Here is a 16,790-nt window from a genome sequence, read left to right as displayed (position 1 = left end):
TTGTTCTTAATGATTTGCTTGAACTTGCTCCAATCTGGCTGCTTGTATTGCCACAAGCCTGACTCCTGGTCAAAATGCATTGTTTCATCCGGCAGCTTCAGGCCAAGCGACAGGACCCTCGGAATGTATTTTGTAAAAAAGTCCTGGCGGAGCTCCTCGTTCGTTTTCGTTCTGATTCTGTATTTAATTGTTGTATCCTGTTTGGAAGTACCAGTTGTAGACGCATCCGCAGGTCCGAAGAACATAAGAAGTGCTTCCCACCAGCGATTGATTGAATCCTGGATCATCGCTTTTTGCTCCTCTGTCCCTTCCGCAAGCGCCATGATGATCGCCTCGCCATGCTGTGCGTGGAAAACCTCCTCGGCACAGATTCGCTTCAACGCTCTTGCATATGGCCCATAAGAAGCATCCAGCATATTCGTCTGGGATATGATCGCAGCACCATCGACAAGCCAGCCAATCAATCCGGCATCCCCCCACGTTTTTGCTTCCATATGGAAGACATTGTGGAATTTCAAGTCTCCGGATAGTAAATCCTGAATGATGTTCTCTCGTGATTTTCCGAGCGGCTTCATCAAATCCTCAGCCACCCTTAACAGCAATTGGCCGTGCCCCATCTCATCCTGCACCTTCGCCATGATTCCCAGCTTTCTTTTCAAGGAAGGAGCCTTTGGCACCCACTCCTTTTCTGGAAGCGCACCCATGATCTCACTGATGCCATGCATTGAAATAAGCTTAATCAGCGTCATTCGATAGTCATCCGGCATCCAGTCTTCTGCCTCAATTTTACCGCCAGCTTCGATTCGCTTCATGAAGTGCTCATATTTAGCTTCTTCAGTCAGCTGATCGAAAGAAATTGTGTTTTCCATGCTGTTTTCCTCCTTAGGTTTGAGTTCCTATTGGTTCCTTTGTTTTATCAACAATCCGCACTGCCTTGCCTTCAGAGCGTGGGATTGTTTTCGGACGATGCACACGAACCTCCATTGAAATCAGGCACTGGCTCTTTAACAGTGCTTGAATCCCCTGCTCCAGCTGGTAAACAGAGTCTGAAATCGGGTCCTCACCAATCATCTTGAAATATTCCTCATTCATCTCAACATGCAGCTCAAGAACCTTTAAGGTGCGTTTCTGTAAAATTTGAATCTGGTAATGTGGGGCAAGTTCAGGTACTGCCAGCAGGCAATGTTCAATCTGTGACGGAAACACATTGACTCCATTGATGATCAGCATGTCATCGATTCGCCCTTTGACACGTGACATTCTCACCGTCGTCCGTCCGCAGCTGCATTTTTCCTTCGTCAGGGAAGCGATATCCCCCGTTCGGTAGCGAATGACCGGAAAGGCTTCTTTAGTGAGGCTCGTGAAAACCAGCTCCCCTTCTTCCCCATCAGGAACAGGTTTCAAAGTATCAGGGTCAATGACTTCAACATAGAAATGATCTTCGGCAACATGGAGCCCTGCCTGCGCTTCGTGACACTCACTTGCGACACCAGGTCCGATCACTTCGCTCAGCCCATAAATATCGCATGCCTTGATTCCCAGCTTTTCTTCGAGCGTCTTCCTCATTTCTTCGGACCAGGGCTCTGCCCCGAAAATACCGTACTTCAATGAAGTATTGCGAGGGTCCTTGCCCATTTCCTCCATCGTTTCTGCGATATTCAAAATGTAAGAAGGAGTCCCGCATATGACCTGCGGTTTAAAATCTTCAATTAACATGATTTGTCTCTGGGTGTTCCCTCCGGAAACCGGTACTGTGACCATCCCCAGCTTTTCACTTCCGTAATGCAGTCCCAGACCACCGGTGAAAAGCCCATAACCATAAGCATTATGAAGGAAGTGTCCAGGTTCACCCCCGCCTAGAGCAATCGCCCTGGCGACAATCTCTCCCCACATTTCAATATCCTTTTGTGTGTAGCCAACCACCGTCGGCTTGCCGCTCGTCCCTGATGAGGCGTGTACCCTGACTAATTCACTTTGCGGAACAGCGAACAACCCGAATGGATAATGATCGCGCAGATCCTGCTTCTCCGTGAAAGGAAGCGCTTCCAAAACTTCAAGACTAGTTAGCATTTCAGGGGAAAAATTGGCGCTCTCAAACTTTTTCTTGTAAAATGGCACCCTTTGAGCGACCTTCTCAACTACTGCCTTGAGTCTTTGAAGTTGAATTTCTTCTATGAACTCACGACTACTCGTTTCGATTTCATGTAAAATCAAGATTCCGCCCCCTGTATTACATAAAATTTTATTTGTATAACGTTATATTACCGTAACACAATAAATGTGTTATATATTTTAAAACAAAGATAACGTGTATATAGGAAAAAGTCAATTATTTTTCTGAAAATTTTAATATTTGGTAATGATTTTTCTGGTTGGAGATGGTAAAAGTAGTGATTGTGGCGATGTTGGTAGTGATTATTGGGAAAATCGGAGTGATTACGAGGGATTTCATAGTGATTTTACTAAAAAGCGGAGTGATTGTTGCTAAAAAGCGGAGTGATTGTTGCTAAAATCGTAGTGATTCTATTAAAAAGCGTAGAGCTTACCATTGATAATAGCTTGTTTGTGCCAGCATCTCTGTACTTTTCTTTTTTTACGAAAAAAAATGACCTCCTGACAGAGTCAAGAGGCCATTTTGTTCTATTAATACATGCTCATGTACTGTTCGCGCTCCCATGGGTGAACCTGGGTTCTAAACATATCCCATTCGATCTCTTTTGCTTCGATGAAGTGTTCAAGGATATGATCGCCGAGTGCCGCGCTGATTACTTCGTTCTTTTTCAGCTGGTCAAGAGCTGCTGCCAATGTTGGTGGCAGATCATCGATTCCTTCTTCCACACGCTCTTCCTTGTTCATCACGTAGATGTTGCGGTCTACTGATGCAGGAGGAGTCATTTTGTTCTTGATTCCGTCAAGACCTGCTGCAAGCAATACTGCCATTGCAAGGTATGGGTTAGCTGCAGGGTCGACGCTTCGGACTTCAACACGCGTACTCAAGCCGCGTGATGCAGGGATACGGATCAATGGTGAACGGTTCTTTGCAGACCATGCAACGTAGCAAGGTGCTTCATAGCCAGGAACTAGGCGCTTATAAGAGTTTACAGTTGGGTTTGTTACAGCTGTAAATCCAGATGCGTGCTTAAGTGTTCCAGCGATGAACTGGTACGCAGTTTCGCTTAGCTCAAGTTTCTTATCGGATGGATCAAAGAATGAGTTCTCGCCATTGCGGAACAATGACATGTTGCAGTGCATTCCGGATCCGTTCACTCCGAACAATGGTTTCGGCATGAATGTTGCATGCAGACCGTGTTTGCGTGCAATTGTTTTTACAACAAGCTTGAAAGTCTGGATTTGGTCACATGCTGTTAAAGCATCTGCATATTTAAAGTCGATTTCGTGCTGTCCAGGAGCAACCTCATGGTGTGATGCTTCGATTTCGAAGCCCATTTCTTCAAGCTCAAGCACGATATCACGGCGGCAGTTTTCACCAAGATCTGTTGGTGCAAGGTCGAAGTAACCACCGTTGTCATTCAATTCAAGTGTAGGCTCACCATTCACATCAAGCTTGAACAGGAAGAATTCAGGTTCTGGTCCAAGATTGAAGTTTGTGAAGCCAAGCTCTTCCATTTCCTTCAGGATACGCTTCAGGTTACCGCGCGGGTCACCAGCAAATGGTGTGCCATCCGCATTTTTAATATCACAAATCAAACGTGCAACCTTACCTTTTTCAGCTGTCCAAGGGAAGATTACCCATGTGTCCAAATCAGGGATCAGGTACATATCAGATTCTTCAATACGAACGAAGCCTTCGATTGAAGAGCCGTCGAACATCATTTTATTATCAAGCGCTTTTTCAAGCTGGCTGATTGGAATTTCAACGTTCTTGATTGTTCCTAAAATGTCAGTGAACTGCAAGCGAATGAATTTTACATTTTCTTCTTTTGATAAGCGGATAATGTCTTCTCTTGTAAACGTCTTAGCCATTGTTAAAGTTCCTCCTAGAATTTTAATGAAAGATAATTTGGATTACTAATGGAAAAATCTCGACATGTCTCCGTGATTGCCAGATCGGTTAAAGCGTCCTGCCTGCTGTAGTTCCTTGCGAAGCAATTTCCGCAAATCTGCATCAGATAGCTCACGTCTCGTTTTTTCAGCTTGTTTTTTCTCAGCAGCACTAATGTCTGACTGTTGTTTAACATTAAAAATTTGCTTAATGCCTGCCATGTTGACTCCCTGGTCGATCAAATCTTTGATCTCAAGGAGCTTGTCAATATCGTTTAAGGAGAAGAGTCGTTTATTGCCCTCTGTTCTTGCCGGAGAAATCAATTCATGCTCTTCATAGTAACGAATTTGCCTTGCGGTTAAATCTGTCAGCTGCATGACAATCCCGATGCTAAAGAGTGGCATATTCCGGCGAATTTCACTTCCGCCCATTATGATTTCTCCTCCTTCCCTTTTAAGATAATCTCATTATATTCAATGTAAGGTATAATGTCAAATCTATGTTAGATTATCTGACATGAAAAATCATAAAAAAAGAACAGGACTTATTTAGCAAGCGTCCTGTTGTATATTTACCTATTTTATAAGAATTAAACCTTTTTCGATTAAAGAATCGATTGCAATACAAACGGCCATCTTCACATGTGAATAGGTTAAGCCCCCCTGAATATACGCGACATAAGGCGGTCTGATCGGTCCATCAGCGGTTAATTCGATGCTTGCTCCCTGGATGAATGTACCAGCAGCCATAATCACATCATCCTCATATCCCGGCATATAAGCTGGATGTGCCGTTACATGGGAATTGATTGGCGATGCATATTGAATCGCCTGGCAAAAAGCAACCATCTTATCCCGGTCGTCGAATTGGACTGCCTGGATTAGATCCGTTCGTTCTGCATTCCATTTAGGCGAAGAATTCATCCCTAAACGATCTAGCATTGCGGCTGTGAATACGGCACCCTTCAATGCCTGTGCAACAATATGCGGTGCCATGAAGAATCCCTGGTACATTTCCTGTAATGAATATAACGAAGCACCGGCCTCTGCCCCGATTCCCGGGGATGTCATCCGGTAGGAACAGGACTCAACATATTCTTCCTTGCCTACGATGTATCCGCCTGTTTTGGCAATACCCCCGCCAGGATTTTTAATCAAAGAGCCAGCCATCAGATCAGCGCCAACATGGCAAGGTTCAAGCTCCTCGACAAATTCACCATAACAGTTATCAACAAACACAACGACGTCTGGTTTGATCTCCTTAACAAATTTGATCATTTCGCCAATTTGCTCAACAGTGAAAGATGGCCTCGTCGCATATCCTTTTGAGCGCTGGATTCCGATCATTTTTGTTTCAGGCTTGATCGCTTTTTCGACGGCAGTCCAATCAATTTCTCCCTTTTCCGTAAGATCGACCGTATTATAAGAGATTCCAAATTCCTTCAATGAGCCGTTCCCTGTCCCCCGTATCCCGACTATCTCTTCAAGCGTGTCATAGGGTTTTCCGGTAATGTACAAAAGCTCATCGCCAGGGCGAAGAATCCCAAACAGAGAGATGGAAATGGCATGTGTTCCGGAGATGATTTGCGGGCGAACCAGTCCGGCTTCAGCTCCAAACACCTCTGCATATATTTTCTCGAGTGTTTCCCTGCCAGCATCGTCGTAGCCATAGCCAGTGGTCGGGATGAAGTGGGAATCACTCACCCGATGCTTCTGGAAACTCTGCAATACCCTGAATTGGTTTGAATCAATCCGCTCATCGATTTTCTTGTGCACATCTGCAATTTGCTGCTCAATTTCGCTGACTAGCGGCTGCATCATCTGCCCGTTTTTTAATTGTGTAAACATGTTGCTCTCCTATCTGTATAAAAGGCTGTCTTCGTAAGATTGTTGTTAAAATCCTAAAGCCGATTTTAACGTGATAAAAAGCCATTTTGTAGTTCGGTATTAAGTGTGCAAGCTCTTTTCTAATAATAAGCTTTAATTTTTTTGTAAAGAAACTTAGGTCATTCAATCCTATTTTGTAGTCTATAACAACAAAATTTGAGAAAAGAGCCTTATGTAAAAATCAATTTAAATCGAAAATCGTTTCAGCTGGCCGGTAATTTGATGGTCTGCCAAAGAGAACCCTTTGCAGACATAGCCTTGCTTTTCTTCATCAAAAGCAAGCTCACGAAGAATGGTCTCATTTTTCAACTGTGCCAGCAGTTTCCCCTCATCGGACGGCACCAGGACATGGAATGGCTCCATCATTCCAATGATGGACTGTTCGATTTTTAAAAGGAGGTTCCTGCGGTCTTCCTCACTGAACGCACTTATAAACGCTGTTTCATTTTTAGCGTTTGGCACAAAATCCTGGTGTGCGATATCCCGTTTGTTATAAACGGTAATCTGCGGGATTTGATGGACTTCAAGGTCCTCCAGTAATTTATTGACAGTCTGTTCATGTGAAAAATAATCTTCATTCGACATGTCCACTACATGGAGAAGCAAATCCGCCTCCCGGACTTCCTCCAGCGTGGAACGGAAAGCAGCGATCAATGTTGTCGGCAAGTCCTGGATGAATCCGACCGTATCTGTCAGGAGAGCCGTAAAGCCGCTAGGCAAAATCGCTTTCCTTGTCATTGGATCAAGCGTAGCAAACAATTGATTTTCTTCAAATGACTCTGCTTCTGTCAACCGGTTAAACAGCGTCGACTTTCCTGCGTTAGTGTATCCGACTAGCGCAATCTGGAACGTCTTGTTCTTCTTGCGGCGTTCCCGGTAGCGGTCACGATGCTGAACGATTACGGACAATTGAGTTTTAATATCGTCAATTCGTTTCCGGATATGACGGCGGTCTGACTCCAGTTTTGTTTCACCAGGCCCTCTCGTCCCGATTCCGGCGCCAAGACGTGACATCTCAATCCCTTTTCCGCCAAGCCGGGGCAGCAGGTATTGCAACTGGGCAAGCTCAACCTGGAGCTTCCCTTCTTTGGACCTGGCCCTTTGAGCGAAAATATCGAGAATCAGCTGTGTACGGTCGATAACTCTCGCTTTTAAGCCAGCAGAAAGATTGCGGTTTTGGCTTGGCGACAGTTCATCATTGAAGATAATTAAGTCCGGCTCGAGCTCTTCCTCAAGTGCCTGAAGCTCTTCCACCTTACCTTTGCCAATGTATGTAGCAGGATGGACCTTTGGCCGCTTTTGGATTACTTGCATCAGGACGTTTCCCTTTGCCGTTTCCGTAAGTGATTCAAGTTCCTCCATCGAATATTGAAACCGAAGATCTTCTTCAGTCGTCTGGCAGCCAACAAGAATCACTTTTTCAAATACGTTTTCCTGTTCCAAATAACACCCTTCTTTCCATATATATCGCTAAAGACATCATACCAAAATAAAGCACCAAACAAAAATTTTGCAAGTCGGAGAAAAAGTGGTTGTAAATTGGAATAAACATGATAAAATCAATATGTTTTCATTTAACTATTTTAGTATTCAGGCATCATTTTAACAAGAGGAGAAAAACATGATGACATGGGAAGTACTCAGCATGATTGGAACAGTAGCATTCGCAATTAGCGGTGCGTTTATTGCAATGGAAGAGGAATATGATATCTTCGGAGTTTATATATTAGGAATCGTTACAGCATTTGGCGGCGGTGCAATCCGTAACCTGCTCATCGGCGTACCAGTATCAGCATTATGGGAACAGGGTATATTCTTTAATCTGGCCTTGATGTCGATCACCATCGTTTTCTTATTTCCTGGCAATCTATTAAAACACTGGCAGCGATGGGGCAACTTTTTCGATGCCATCGGGCTTGCTGCCTTCGCGATCCAGGGAGCGATCTACGCTTCGAATATGGGCCATCCATTAAGCGCAGTCATCGTTGCTGCTGTGTTGACAGGAAGCGGCGGCGGAATTATTCGCGACCTGCTCGCCGGCAGAAAGCCATTAGTATTGAAGGCGGAAATCTATGCAGTGTGGGCTGTTCTTGCCGGACTTGTCATCGGCCTTGGGATGGCTAATAAAGCTGTCGAACTCTATGGACTATTCTCCGTCATCACCGCACTCCGCGTAATGTCTTATACCTATAAATGGCATCTGCCCGTCCGAAAGCTTGGAGTACATTAAGAAAAGCGCAAGCGCCTTGTTCAGCCCCTACTAGCTCTGGAGCTAGACAATTCTTGAAGTGAAATTTATACTGTCTTATTCGGTAAAAAGCAGAGCTGATTCATCATGAATCAGCTCTGTTTTTTTCTATTTATATAATTTTTCTCCCCATCTGACCGATTGCGTAATGGATGCCATGCTGGAGAGTCTGGAAGCAATCGAATTTCGAGAGGTTGATATTGGATTGGGTGATTTCGATTCCAAGAGTGGATGAAATCCCAACCAGTATTGTTTTCGTGCCAATTAGCCTTGCAGCTGATCCAATTTTCTCAATCAGACTGACCGCATGTGGCCCGATTTCCTGGTCCATGCCCGTCAAATCCAAAACTAGATAGCTGGCTTTATACGATGGGAGTCGATTCAGCGTGTTTACAATCAATTGATCTGCCCTATCTTCCTCATATTTTCCAATCAGAGGAACGACGACGATTCCCTCAAGGACGGGGATGATTGGAGAGGATAGCTTATTGACCAATTCTTTTAATTCAGCTGTTTTTTCCTCAACAAGACCTTCGAGTTTCCTGATTTGTTCTGACTCTTTCTTTCGTGCCAGCTGATGGATATTATCAGCGATTGTGACATCTGAAGGGAAGTACTCAATCACACTTTGTTCATGCCCTTCTAACTGATGCTGCTTGATTTTATACCAGATATTTGTTCCGAACAATCCCGAGAAAACTCCAGCATAATGTGCAGGCAGGAAACTCCCTCCCTTTTTCTTCCCCTGGGCAACATTCACTTTATGCTCCCAGCTGTCCTTCATAAAAGCTGTGAATGTTTTCGTTTCAAAATCTAAATCCTTTATAATCGTCAACCCCCATCCGGCGGTTGCATATGTATTTGTGATCATGTCAGCAGCCTCGGCTACGTTGACTTCTTTCATTTTTTCAAAATATTGGCCGACTACGAGTCCCTGGCGAAATCCAGTCGATTCAAATACGAGGTTTGAGGCCTCTTCTCCAGAAATCTCTTCAATCGTATCGAAAAATGTCTTCATTGCCGAAGAGATCCAAAAAAGCACAGCATCCTGTCCCTCAAACGTAAACCTTCCAGCCTTTACATCCCAGCCGAAGTCATAACCTGCAATATCATAATTATACTCATACCCCATTAATAATTTAGCTCCTTTTTTATCTATATAAATCGCAAGCTCGCTATTTACAATAATGATTAGTTTTGCCAAAAAAATCTTTAGGGAAACCCCAATGTTTTACCCCTTATTGATACTCCTTAAACCTAAATCCCTAAAAGAACATCCGAGTTAAAATCTCCACTCAGGTTATGTTGATTACCAGCCAAAGTATGTGTGTGGTTAAGAGGCTTATCATTAATCGAGGAGAACAAAGCTCTCTGGCAAGAGAATCCGGACTGAGCTTCGGCAAAAAAAACGGATGGATAATGTGGAAGGTATTACAATCTACGGAAAATAAATAAGGATTCCAGTTTTACTGGAATCCTCTGGAACTATTTTAAGAATGACATGACTGAATTTGGGTCGAAGCCTAATACCCAGTTTCCGTTTACGTTTGATTGCGGCACACCCATTTGGCCAGTTGCATTGACGAGCCTTTGTGCGGCGATTGGATCTTGCTGTACATTCACTTCTTTATATGCGATTCCCTTATCGTCAAGGAAGTTTTTAAGCATGGTGCAGTAAGGACAAGTATTTGTAGTGTAAACTGTAATATCGTTCATTTTAAATTCCCCCTGTAGCTTTTATATACCCTTATGGGTATATTACCAAAAGCAAAAAATAATGTCAACAAAGCTGCTGACATTATTTCCCCTTATTATCATCTGAAAAAACTAGGTCATTGCTGCGGAGAGTCATGAGTTCATGTCGGTCGTATTGATTTTGCATTAACAACCGCATTGCCTGTGCCCGGATGGATTTCTCAATCACGTTACGGACATAGCGCCCATTGGAAAATGCAGCGGCACCGAGGGTTGATTTTACATTAACGAGGTGCTCTCGCAATTTGCGCTCTGCCTCATGGCTCAGACTATATTCCCTTTCCTTCAGCATTCGCTGGCCGATTTCCATAAGCTGCTCTATTGAATAATCGGGAAAATCAATCACGAGCGGAAACCTTGAATGAAGTCCTGGATTCAGAGTCAGGAAAAATTCCATTTCCCTCGAATACCCCGCCAGGATCAAAATAAATTCATGCTGCTTATCCTCCATATGTTTAACCAGGGTATCAATCGCTTCCTTGCCGAAATCCTTTTCTCCCCCACGGCCTAGGGAATAGGCTTCATCAATGAACAGGATGCCTCCCATTGCTTTTTTTATCAAATCTCGCGTTTTTTGCGCGGTATGACCGATATATTCACCAACAAGATCAGCTCTCTCCGCTTCAATTAAATGCCCTTTTGATAGGACATTCATTTTGAGGAAGAGCTTCCCGATAATTCTGGCTACGGTCGTCTTACCCGTTCCCGGATTGCCCTTAAACATCATATGCAAAGCCTGTTTTCCAGCCTTGAGCCCCATTTCTTCCCTTTTCTTATTCACATAGATCCAGGCATAAATCTCTTTGATCATCCTTTTCATTTCTTCCATGCCTACAAGTGCGCAGAGCTCTTCCTCAATTTCTTTTAAAGCTGCGTGCTCCTGCGGGATTGACTTTGGAACCAGCTGCGACTCAGGCATTTCCTTTGTCAACGTCTTCCTCTGCTGTGCGTTCAAAACAATGCTGATTTGACCGTTGTTTTTCTTTCGAAGCGGTTGGTCCAAAGATTTCACCTCTCATTCTGGAAACAGTATACGCATTCTTGCTGTAATTGTGATATTCGCCTAAATAGAATATGAAAACATATATATCTTAATAGGAATATATCCCGTTTTGGGAAGGCCTCGATTTGTTCGACAAGTTCTAGCAGCCTTTTTTTGCTATTGTCACATTATGCGCTTTCCCAAGAAATAAACTTCTATATTTATATGTATTCAAGAACAGGGAAATTCATTTTTAAAATAAACAATTATCGTTTAAAAGTAAAAGATCAATGGATGTGAATTGCGCCCTTAGGAGCCAGAGGGGCGGAGCATAAGGGTGCATTTAACCTAGAAACAGGCCCTTATGCGGCCGGTATTGCCTTCATAAGGATGCATTTAGGCTCGATCACCCTTATGGGGCTTGGACCGCCTTCATAAGGGTACATTTCGACTCCAACAGTAAGTTCCAAGAAGGACCTTGAAAAAGAAAAAACCCGCACATGGCGGGTTTCCTTCGTCATTATTTAATTAAGCCTGTCCCTCGTAATCGATCTGGACATTCTTTTGCGGAGCAAAGGTTGAAATAGCGTGTTTATAAACAAGCTGCTGCTTTCCATCAGATTCGAAAAGTACAGTGAAGTTGTCAAAGCCTTTGATTTGGCCTCTCAACTGAAATCCGTTCAATAAAAAGACGGTCACGTTAATGTTGTCCTTGCGGCATTGGTTTAAATACTGGTCCTGAATGTTCACTTGTTTCATGGGCGGATCCTCCTCTTTTATCTCTATTATTATGTATTCGCTTTTATCTCGAGCTTTCCTTCAATGAACTTGGAAATTTCGGCGAATTTTTTTTCAGCGTCTTTAGACTCTGACATATCAAACCATTCCACAATCATCTTGTTTCGAAACCATGTTAGCTGCCTTTTTGCATATCGGCGGGAATTTTGCTTTAAATTCTCGATTGCTTCCTCAAGGGGAACCTTGCCCTCAAAGTAGTCGTAAAGCTCTTTGTATCCTATTGCCTGGATGGACTGGCAGTCTTTTAAGCCCTTTTCGTAAAAGTATTTAACCTCATCTAGGAGGCCCTGCTCCATCATTAGATCGACACGGAAATTGATCCGGTTGTATAGCATCTCTCTATCCATTGTCAGGCCGATTAGTGCTGTATCATACAAAAGTTCGGGTGATTGGTTCTCCTGCAGTTCTCCTGCAGTTTTGCCCGTACAGTGAATGATTTCCAGCGCCCTGATGACACGACGAACATTGTTAGGGTGAATTCTTGATGCACTTTCGGGATCAACCTCTTTCAATTTTCCATGTACAAATTCCTGGCCTTTCGTCTCTGCTTCTTCCTCCAGACTGCGTCTGAAGACTGGGTCAGAAGGAGCTTCAGTGAAATGATAATCAAAAATCACCGACTGGATGTATAATCCTGTACCGCCAACAATCATCGGCATCTTCCCACGGGAGCTTATTTCACTAATTTTCTTGCGGACAAGTTCCTGGAATTCTGCGGTTGAAAAGCTTTCATCAGGCTCTTTGATATCAATTAAATGGTGGGGGACTCCCTCCATCTCTTCCCGGTTGATTTTTGCGGTTCCAATATCCATCCCTTTGTAAATTTGCATCGAGTCGCCACTGATGATTTCACCATTGAATTTTTTCGCAAGCTCAATGCTCAGCTTCGTTTTGCCAACTGCAGTTGGTCCAATTAACACAATCAACTTCTGTTTTTGTTCCAAAAAATTTCACACTGCCTTTTCATAGAGCGTGTCAGCAATTTTACGTCTGACTTCATTAATTTATTTTACCATTAAATAGAAAGCAGTTGAACATCTATGCATTATACCCGTATTTTACAAATATTATTCTCTTATATCATCTTTTGAAAAAATTTTCCTCAACTTTTACAGTTAGATAACGATTCGGTAACAAACACACTTTCACCCCCACATTCATGATAGTTTAATAGAAGTCTATGATTGGTTTAATAATTTATAGAGAACTGGGTGAAAACAAAATGTTATCAACTACAGAAATAGGGATTGATCTAGGTACAGCAAATACACTTGTATATAGTAAAAATAAAGGCGTCGCTTTGAATGAGCCTTCAGTCGTGGCGATTGATACTGAGACAAAAAATGTTCTTGCTGTTGGCAAGGAAGCAAAAGAAATGATCGGTAAGACTCCTGGAAAAATCGTGGCGATCCGCCCGTTAAAAGATGGAGTTATTGCAGATTTCGATGTGACAACTGAAATGTTGAAACAAATCATGAAGAAGGCTTCAAAAAAGGGCGGCTTTTCACTCCGCAAACCGGATGTAGTTGTCTGCACACCTTCTGGTTCAACTAGTGTTGAACGCCGTGCGATCCAGGATGCAGTCAGAAATGCAGGCGCAAAAAAGGTTCATCTCATCGAGGAACCAGTTGCGGCAGCAATTGGAGCTGGACTGCCTGTTGATGAACCGGTAGCGAACGTTGTTGTTGATATCGGCGGCGGAACAACTGAAGTCGCAATCATTTCTTATGGCGGCGTCGTTGCTTGCCATTCGATTCGAATTGCTGGCGACAGATTGGACGAGGACATTATTCAATATGTCCGCAAAGAGTACAATGTGTTAATCGGTGAAAGAACGGCTGAAAAAATCAAGATGGAAATCGGCTATGCACTTGTTGACCATGAAATGTTGGAACTGGATATTCGTGGCCGTGACCTTGTAACAGGCCTTCCAAAGACTGTTACCCTCAATTCTTATGAAATCAGGGACGCAATCAAGGAATCTCTTCTTCATATCATGGAGGCAATCCGTGCCACTCTTGAGGATTGTCCTGCCGAACTAAGTGGTGATATTGTTGACCGCGGTGTAATCCTTTCCGGTGGCGGCGCGTTGCTGAACGGAATTCAGGATTGGCTTGGCAGCGAGATGGTTGTACCAGTACACATCGCTCCAAATCCGCTGGAATCCGTAGCGATTGGAACCGGTAAAGCACTTCAATACATCCATAAACTTCAGCCAGCTGTGAGGTAAGTACAAAAAGTGTAAGTGCCTTGTTCAGCCGCGACAAGCGTCTCGAGGGCCTAGGCGCGGAGCTGGATTAAGAATACTACATGTAGTTATCCACAACTAAATAATTTTTATAACTTCCTAAACAAAACCAAAAGAAAGATTGCCAGTTTTAATTGGCAATCTTTCTTTTTTATCTTCAAAATCTGGGTATATCAGTTGATAGGGTAACATTATCTGGCTGATTTTACTCTTTATACTGTTTCCTTAGCCTGTTAAAGTACAGGAAAACGGGCAATGGTATGACTACAAAGCCGAGGCTCTTGATAATTTGATTAACGGCTCTGTCTTTTTGCCGATCCTTTTCTTCTGTGACATACAAGTCATAATTGCTGCGAAGTTCTTCCTCAGTCATGTCTGTCTCAGAACCTTCAATTTTTCCATTTAACGTCATCTGCTTGTATTCTGTAAAACTTTGATAATATCCAGTCGGACTGACAAGATCTGCTGTCGCCATGAAAATCGAAACCCCTCCGCCAATGACCATCATCAATGTAGCAAACAATACTAGATAAGTATATAAATGTCTGACCACTTTCTCTCCCCCTTGCTCTTTATTTTTTACTGCATAAGCTACTATAAAAATCAATACAACTACAGGTAGTATGAAAAATAATAATGAGAATACAATCAATATATCGCCCCCTTTGATTATTATAAGAGCCAATAACCCATTTAATGAATATACCATTTGATGTTTAATAATTTTCCTATTAGTGTAATTTTACACCATTTTTAAGAAAAACAGAAGAATTTTTATCCAATTGTAGTTGATTTTTCATAAAAAAACAGTGCACCCAATTGGGAACACTGTTTCTTTACGTAGAATAACAGAGATAAATTTTCACTTCGATAAATGTCCAGCTTCAGCGCTTGTCGTAGCTGATCAAGGCGCTTGCGCTCTTCTAATTACATTACCCGCTTGAACATTTTCTCCATTTCATAAGTGGAGTAATGAACGATGATTGGCCGGCCATGCGGGCATGTGAACGGGTCGGATGAACGCCGCAATTCATCGAGTAATGCCTGAATTTCGTCGTTGCGCAGGTGGTGATTAGCCTTGATCGACGCCTTGCAGCTCATCATGATGGCTGCTTCCTCTCGAAGCTTTTTAATATCTACTTTCTTCATCAACAAGAGTTGTTCAATCATGTCTTCAATCAGATCTTTTTCCTCTCCACGAGGGAACCACTGCGGGTGTGATCGAACGATGAAGCTGTTGTAGCCAAATGGCTCAAGGAAGACTCCCACTTTCTCCAACTGATGCTGATGTTCATTTATTTTAATGCACTCATCGGCTGAATATTCAAGCGTAATTGGCACGAGCATTTCCTGTAGCTCAGTCGCCACCTCGCCTACCTTGTCCCTGAAGTACTCATATTTGATTCTTTCCTGAGCGGCATGCTGATCAATTATATATAAACCACGGTCATTCTGAGCGAGAATATAGGTTCCGTGCATTTGCCCAATTGGATAAAGAGGAGGTACTCGTGAAGCTTGCACTTCTGCAACCGGCTCTTGGGCTGCAGAAGAAGCGTCTGGCTCAATCATATCTTCTTCATTTTGTACAAGGTCTTCTTCAATGGCAGGCGCAGCGGCCTGGAAGGTCGTATTTTCTTGAGCTACAAGAGCATTTCTCCAGTCAGGTGCTCCCTGCTGTGAACTATTTGGCAATTCAGCAGCTTTATAGCTCTTACTGAGCTCGACAGCCTTCTCCTCTACAAATGGCCTGCCCTCAGTAGTCGCTTGCATGACAGAAGGTTTATCTTCAGCTTCCGACAAATGGTCCAGGTCCATGAAAGTTTGTTCTGACTTCGGTTTCTCCTGCTTCTGAGTGACCATCCCAGCCGGAATCAATTCCTTCGTTTTAAAAGCGTTCTTTATGACGCTCGACACAAGCTCATTCAGCTCCTGCTCCTTGCTCAACCGCACTTCCATCTTTGATGGATGGACGTTCACATCTATCAAGAGGGGATCCATTTCAATATTCAAAAGGACAACCGGATACCTGCCGATAGGGAGCAATGTATGGTAGCCTTCCTGTATTGCTTTAACCAGAGCATAATTTTTGATAAAACGGCCATTAATCATTGTTGAGATATAGTTCCTCGATGCTCTTGTAATTTCTGGCATCGATATATAACCGTTTATTTTATAATCCAGTGATTCCCCGGAAATAGGAATCATTGATTTAACCATATTAATACCGTAAATAGCAGCCAGCACCTGGCGGACGTCTCCATTTCCTGTCGTCTTTAAAAGCTGGCGGCCATTATGGACTAGCCTGAAGGAGATATCTGGATTGGCCAGCGCCAGGCGGTTTACAACATCTGTAATATTGCCAAGTTCGGTATGAATGGTCTTCATATATTTAAGGCGTGCCGGTGTATTAAAAAACAGGTCTGAAATACTAATATCCGTCCCTTTACGGCTGTCGGCTTTTTCAACAGACTCGACCTTGCCGCCTTCAATGACCACTTTATTGCCTTCGATTCCGGTCGATGTTTTCATTTCAAGCCTTGAAACGGAAGCGATACTCGGCAGCGCCTCGCCCCTGAAACCGAGAGTCCTGATCCGAAATAAGTCGTTTTCATTCTTGATTTTGCTCGTGGCATGGCGCTGGAAGGCGACGAGAACATCTTCTTCCTCAATACCGTCGCCATTGTCTGTGATCCTGATCCGGGCAAGTCCAGCCTCTTCAAGATCAATTTCAATTACAGTACTATTAGCATCAATCGCGTTCTCTAGCAATTCCTTAACAACAGATGCCGGCCGTTCTACTACCTCACCGGCAGCAATCTTATTTGATAATGCATCGTCTAATTGTATAATTTTCGCCATTCCGTCACCTC

General features: G+C 43.3%; 15 protein-coding genes. 2 read left to right on the top strand and 13 right to left on the bottom strand.

Translation table 11 applies throughout. From position 1 onward, the window contains the following. The 6 genes from paaA to hflX all read right to left on the bottom strand — a co-directional run. Positions 1 to 869, bottom strand: an 869-nt coding sequence (gene paaA / locus ACH0QE_RS06380; protein WP_415799855.1) for a 1,2-phenylacetyl-CoA epoxidase subunit PaaA, incomplete at its 3' end; no start/stop codon positions are given. Positions 870 to 882: 13 nt separating this feature from the next. Beyond that, positions 883 to 2,214, bottom strand: a complete 1,332-nt coding sequence (locus tag ACH0QE_RS06375; protein WP_415799854.1) for a phenylacetate--CoA ligase family protein — start codon at positions 2,212 to 2,214, stop codon at positions 883 to 885. A 429-nt stretch (positions 2,215 to 2,643) separates the two neighbouring features. Continuing rightward, positions 2,644 to 3,984 carry a type I glutamate--ammonia ligase gene (glnA, locus tag ACH0QE_RS06370; RefSeq protein WP_415799853.1) on the bottom strand — a complete coding sequence of 447 codons (1,341 nt, stop codon included), beginning with the start codon at positions 3,982 to 3,984 and terminating at the stop codon, positions 2,644 to 2,646. 45 nt (positions 3,985 to 4,029) lie between these two features. Beyond that, the gene (locus ACH0QE_RS06365) at positions 4,030 to 4,434 is read right to left on the bottom strand and encodes a MerR family transcriptional regulator (protein ID WP_415799852.1); all 405 of its coding nucleotides are present in this window, start codon (positions 4,432 to 4,434) and stop codon (positions 4,030 to 4,032) included. 144 nt (positions 4,435 to 4,578) lie between these two features. Further along, positions 4,579 to 5,850: an aminotransferase class I/II-fold pyridoxal phosphate-dependent enzyme gene (locus ACH0QE_RS06360; protein WP_415799851.1), complete on the bottom strand. Its 1,272-nt coding sequence runs from the start codon at positions 5,848 to 5,850 to the stop codon at positions 4,579 to 4,581. A 225-nt stretch (positions 5,851 to 6,075) separates the two neighbouring features. After that, positions 6,076 to 7,332, bottom strand: coding sequence for a GTPase HflX (gene hflX, locus ACH0QE_RS06355; RefSeq protein WP_415799850.1), 1,257 nt, complete (start codon positions 7,330 to 7,332; stop codon positions 6,076 to 6,078). Positions 7,333 to 7,513: 181 nt separating this feature from the next. On the opposite strand from hflX, the gene ACH0QE_RS06350 reads away from it, so the two are divergent. Next, entirely contained in the window at positions 7,514 to 8,119 is a 606-nt protein-coding gene (locus ACH0QE_RS06350; protein WP_415799857.1) for a trimeric intracellular cation channel family protein, read from the top strand. Positions 8,120 to 8,249: 130 nt separating this feature from the next. On the opposite strand, the gene ACH0QE_RS06345 is transcribed toward ACH0QE_RS06350, so the two are convergent. The 5 genes from ACH0QE_RS06345 to miaA form a co-directional block, all read right to left on the bottom strand. Beyond that, entirely contained in the window at positions 8,250 to 9,269 is a 1,020-nt protein-coding gene (locus tag ACH0QE_RS06345) for an STAS domain-containing protein (RefSeq protein WP_415799849.1), read from the bottom strand. Between the two features lie 353 nt (positions 9,270 to 9,622). Beyond that, positions 9,623 to 9,853 (bottom strand): glutaredoxin family protein, encoded by a 231-nt coding sequence (locus tag ACH0QE_RS06340; RefSeq protein ID WP_041966636.1) that lies wholly within the window; start codon positions 9,851 to 9,853, stop codon positions 9,623 to 9,625. 82 nt (positions 9,854 to 9,935) lie between these two features. After that, positions 9,936 to 10,895, bottom strand: a complete 960-nt coding sequence (gene spoVK / locus ACH0QE_RS06335; RefSeq protein ID WP_415799848.1) for a stage V sporulation protein K — start codon at positions 10,893 to 10,895, stop codon at positions 9,936 to 9,938. 507 nt (positions 10,896 to 11,402) lie between these two features. Beyond that, positions 11,403 to 11,633, bottom strand: coding sequence for an RNA chaperone Hfq (hfq, locus tag ACH0QE_RS06330; protein WP_214902219.1), 231 nt, complete (start codon positions 11,631 to 11,633; stop codon positions 11,403 to 11,405). A gap of 29 nt (positions 11,634 to 11,662) precedes the next feature. After that, positions 11,663 to 12,616 carry a tRNA (adenosine(37)-N6)-dimethylallyltransferase MiaA gene (miaA, locus tag ACH0QE_RS06325; RefSeq protein ID WP_415799847.1) on the bottom strand — a complete coding sequence of 318 codons (954 nt, stop codon included), beginning with the start codon at positions 12,614 to 12,616 and terminating at the stop codon, positions 11,663 to 11,665. A 278-nt stretch (positions 12,617 to 12,894) separates the two neighbouring features. Between miaA and mreBH the strand changes: the two genes are divergently transcribed. Beyond that, complete coding sequence (gene mreBH / locus ACH0QE_RS06320) at positions 12,895 to 13,902, top strand: rod-share determining protein MreBH (protein ID WP_415799846.1); 1,008 nt, start codon at positions 12,895 to 12,897, stop codon at positions 13,900 to 13,902. A gap of 223 nt (positions 13,903 to 14,125) precedes the next feature. Here mreBH and ACH0QE_RS06315 read toward each other — a convergent pair whose 3' ends face one another. Then, positions 14,126 to 14,572 carry a hypothetical protein gene (locus ACH0QE_RS06315; protein ID WP_415799845.1) on the bottom strand — a complete coding sequence of 149 codons (447 nt, stop codon included), beginning with the start codon at positions 14,570 to 14,572 and terminating at the stop codon, positions 14,126 to 14,128. Positions 14,573 to 14,847: 275 nt separating this feature from the next. Then, complete coding sequence (gene mutL, locus ACH0QE_RS06310) at positions 14,848 to 16,779, bottom strand: DNA mismatch repair endonuclease MutL (protein WP_415799844.1); 1,932 nt, start codon at positions 16,777 to 16,779, stop codon at positions 14,848 to 14,850. Between the last annotated feature and the right edge of the window lie 11 nt (positions 16,780 to 16,790).

It is taken from the genome of Mesobacillus sp. (genome assembly GCF_047739415.1).
Classification (GTDB): Bacteria; Bacillota; Bacilli; order Bacillales; family Cytobacillaceae; genus Mesobacillus.
This window is presented reverse-complemented; position numbering and strand designations above follow the sequence as displayed.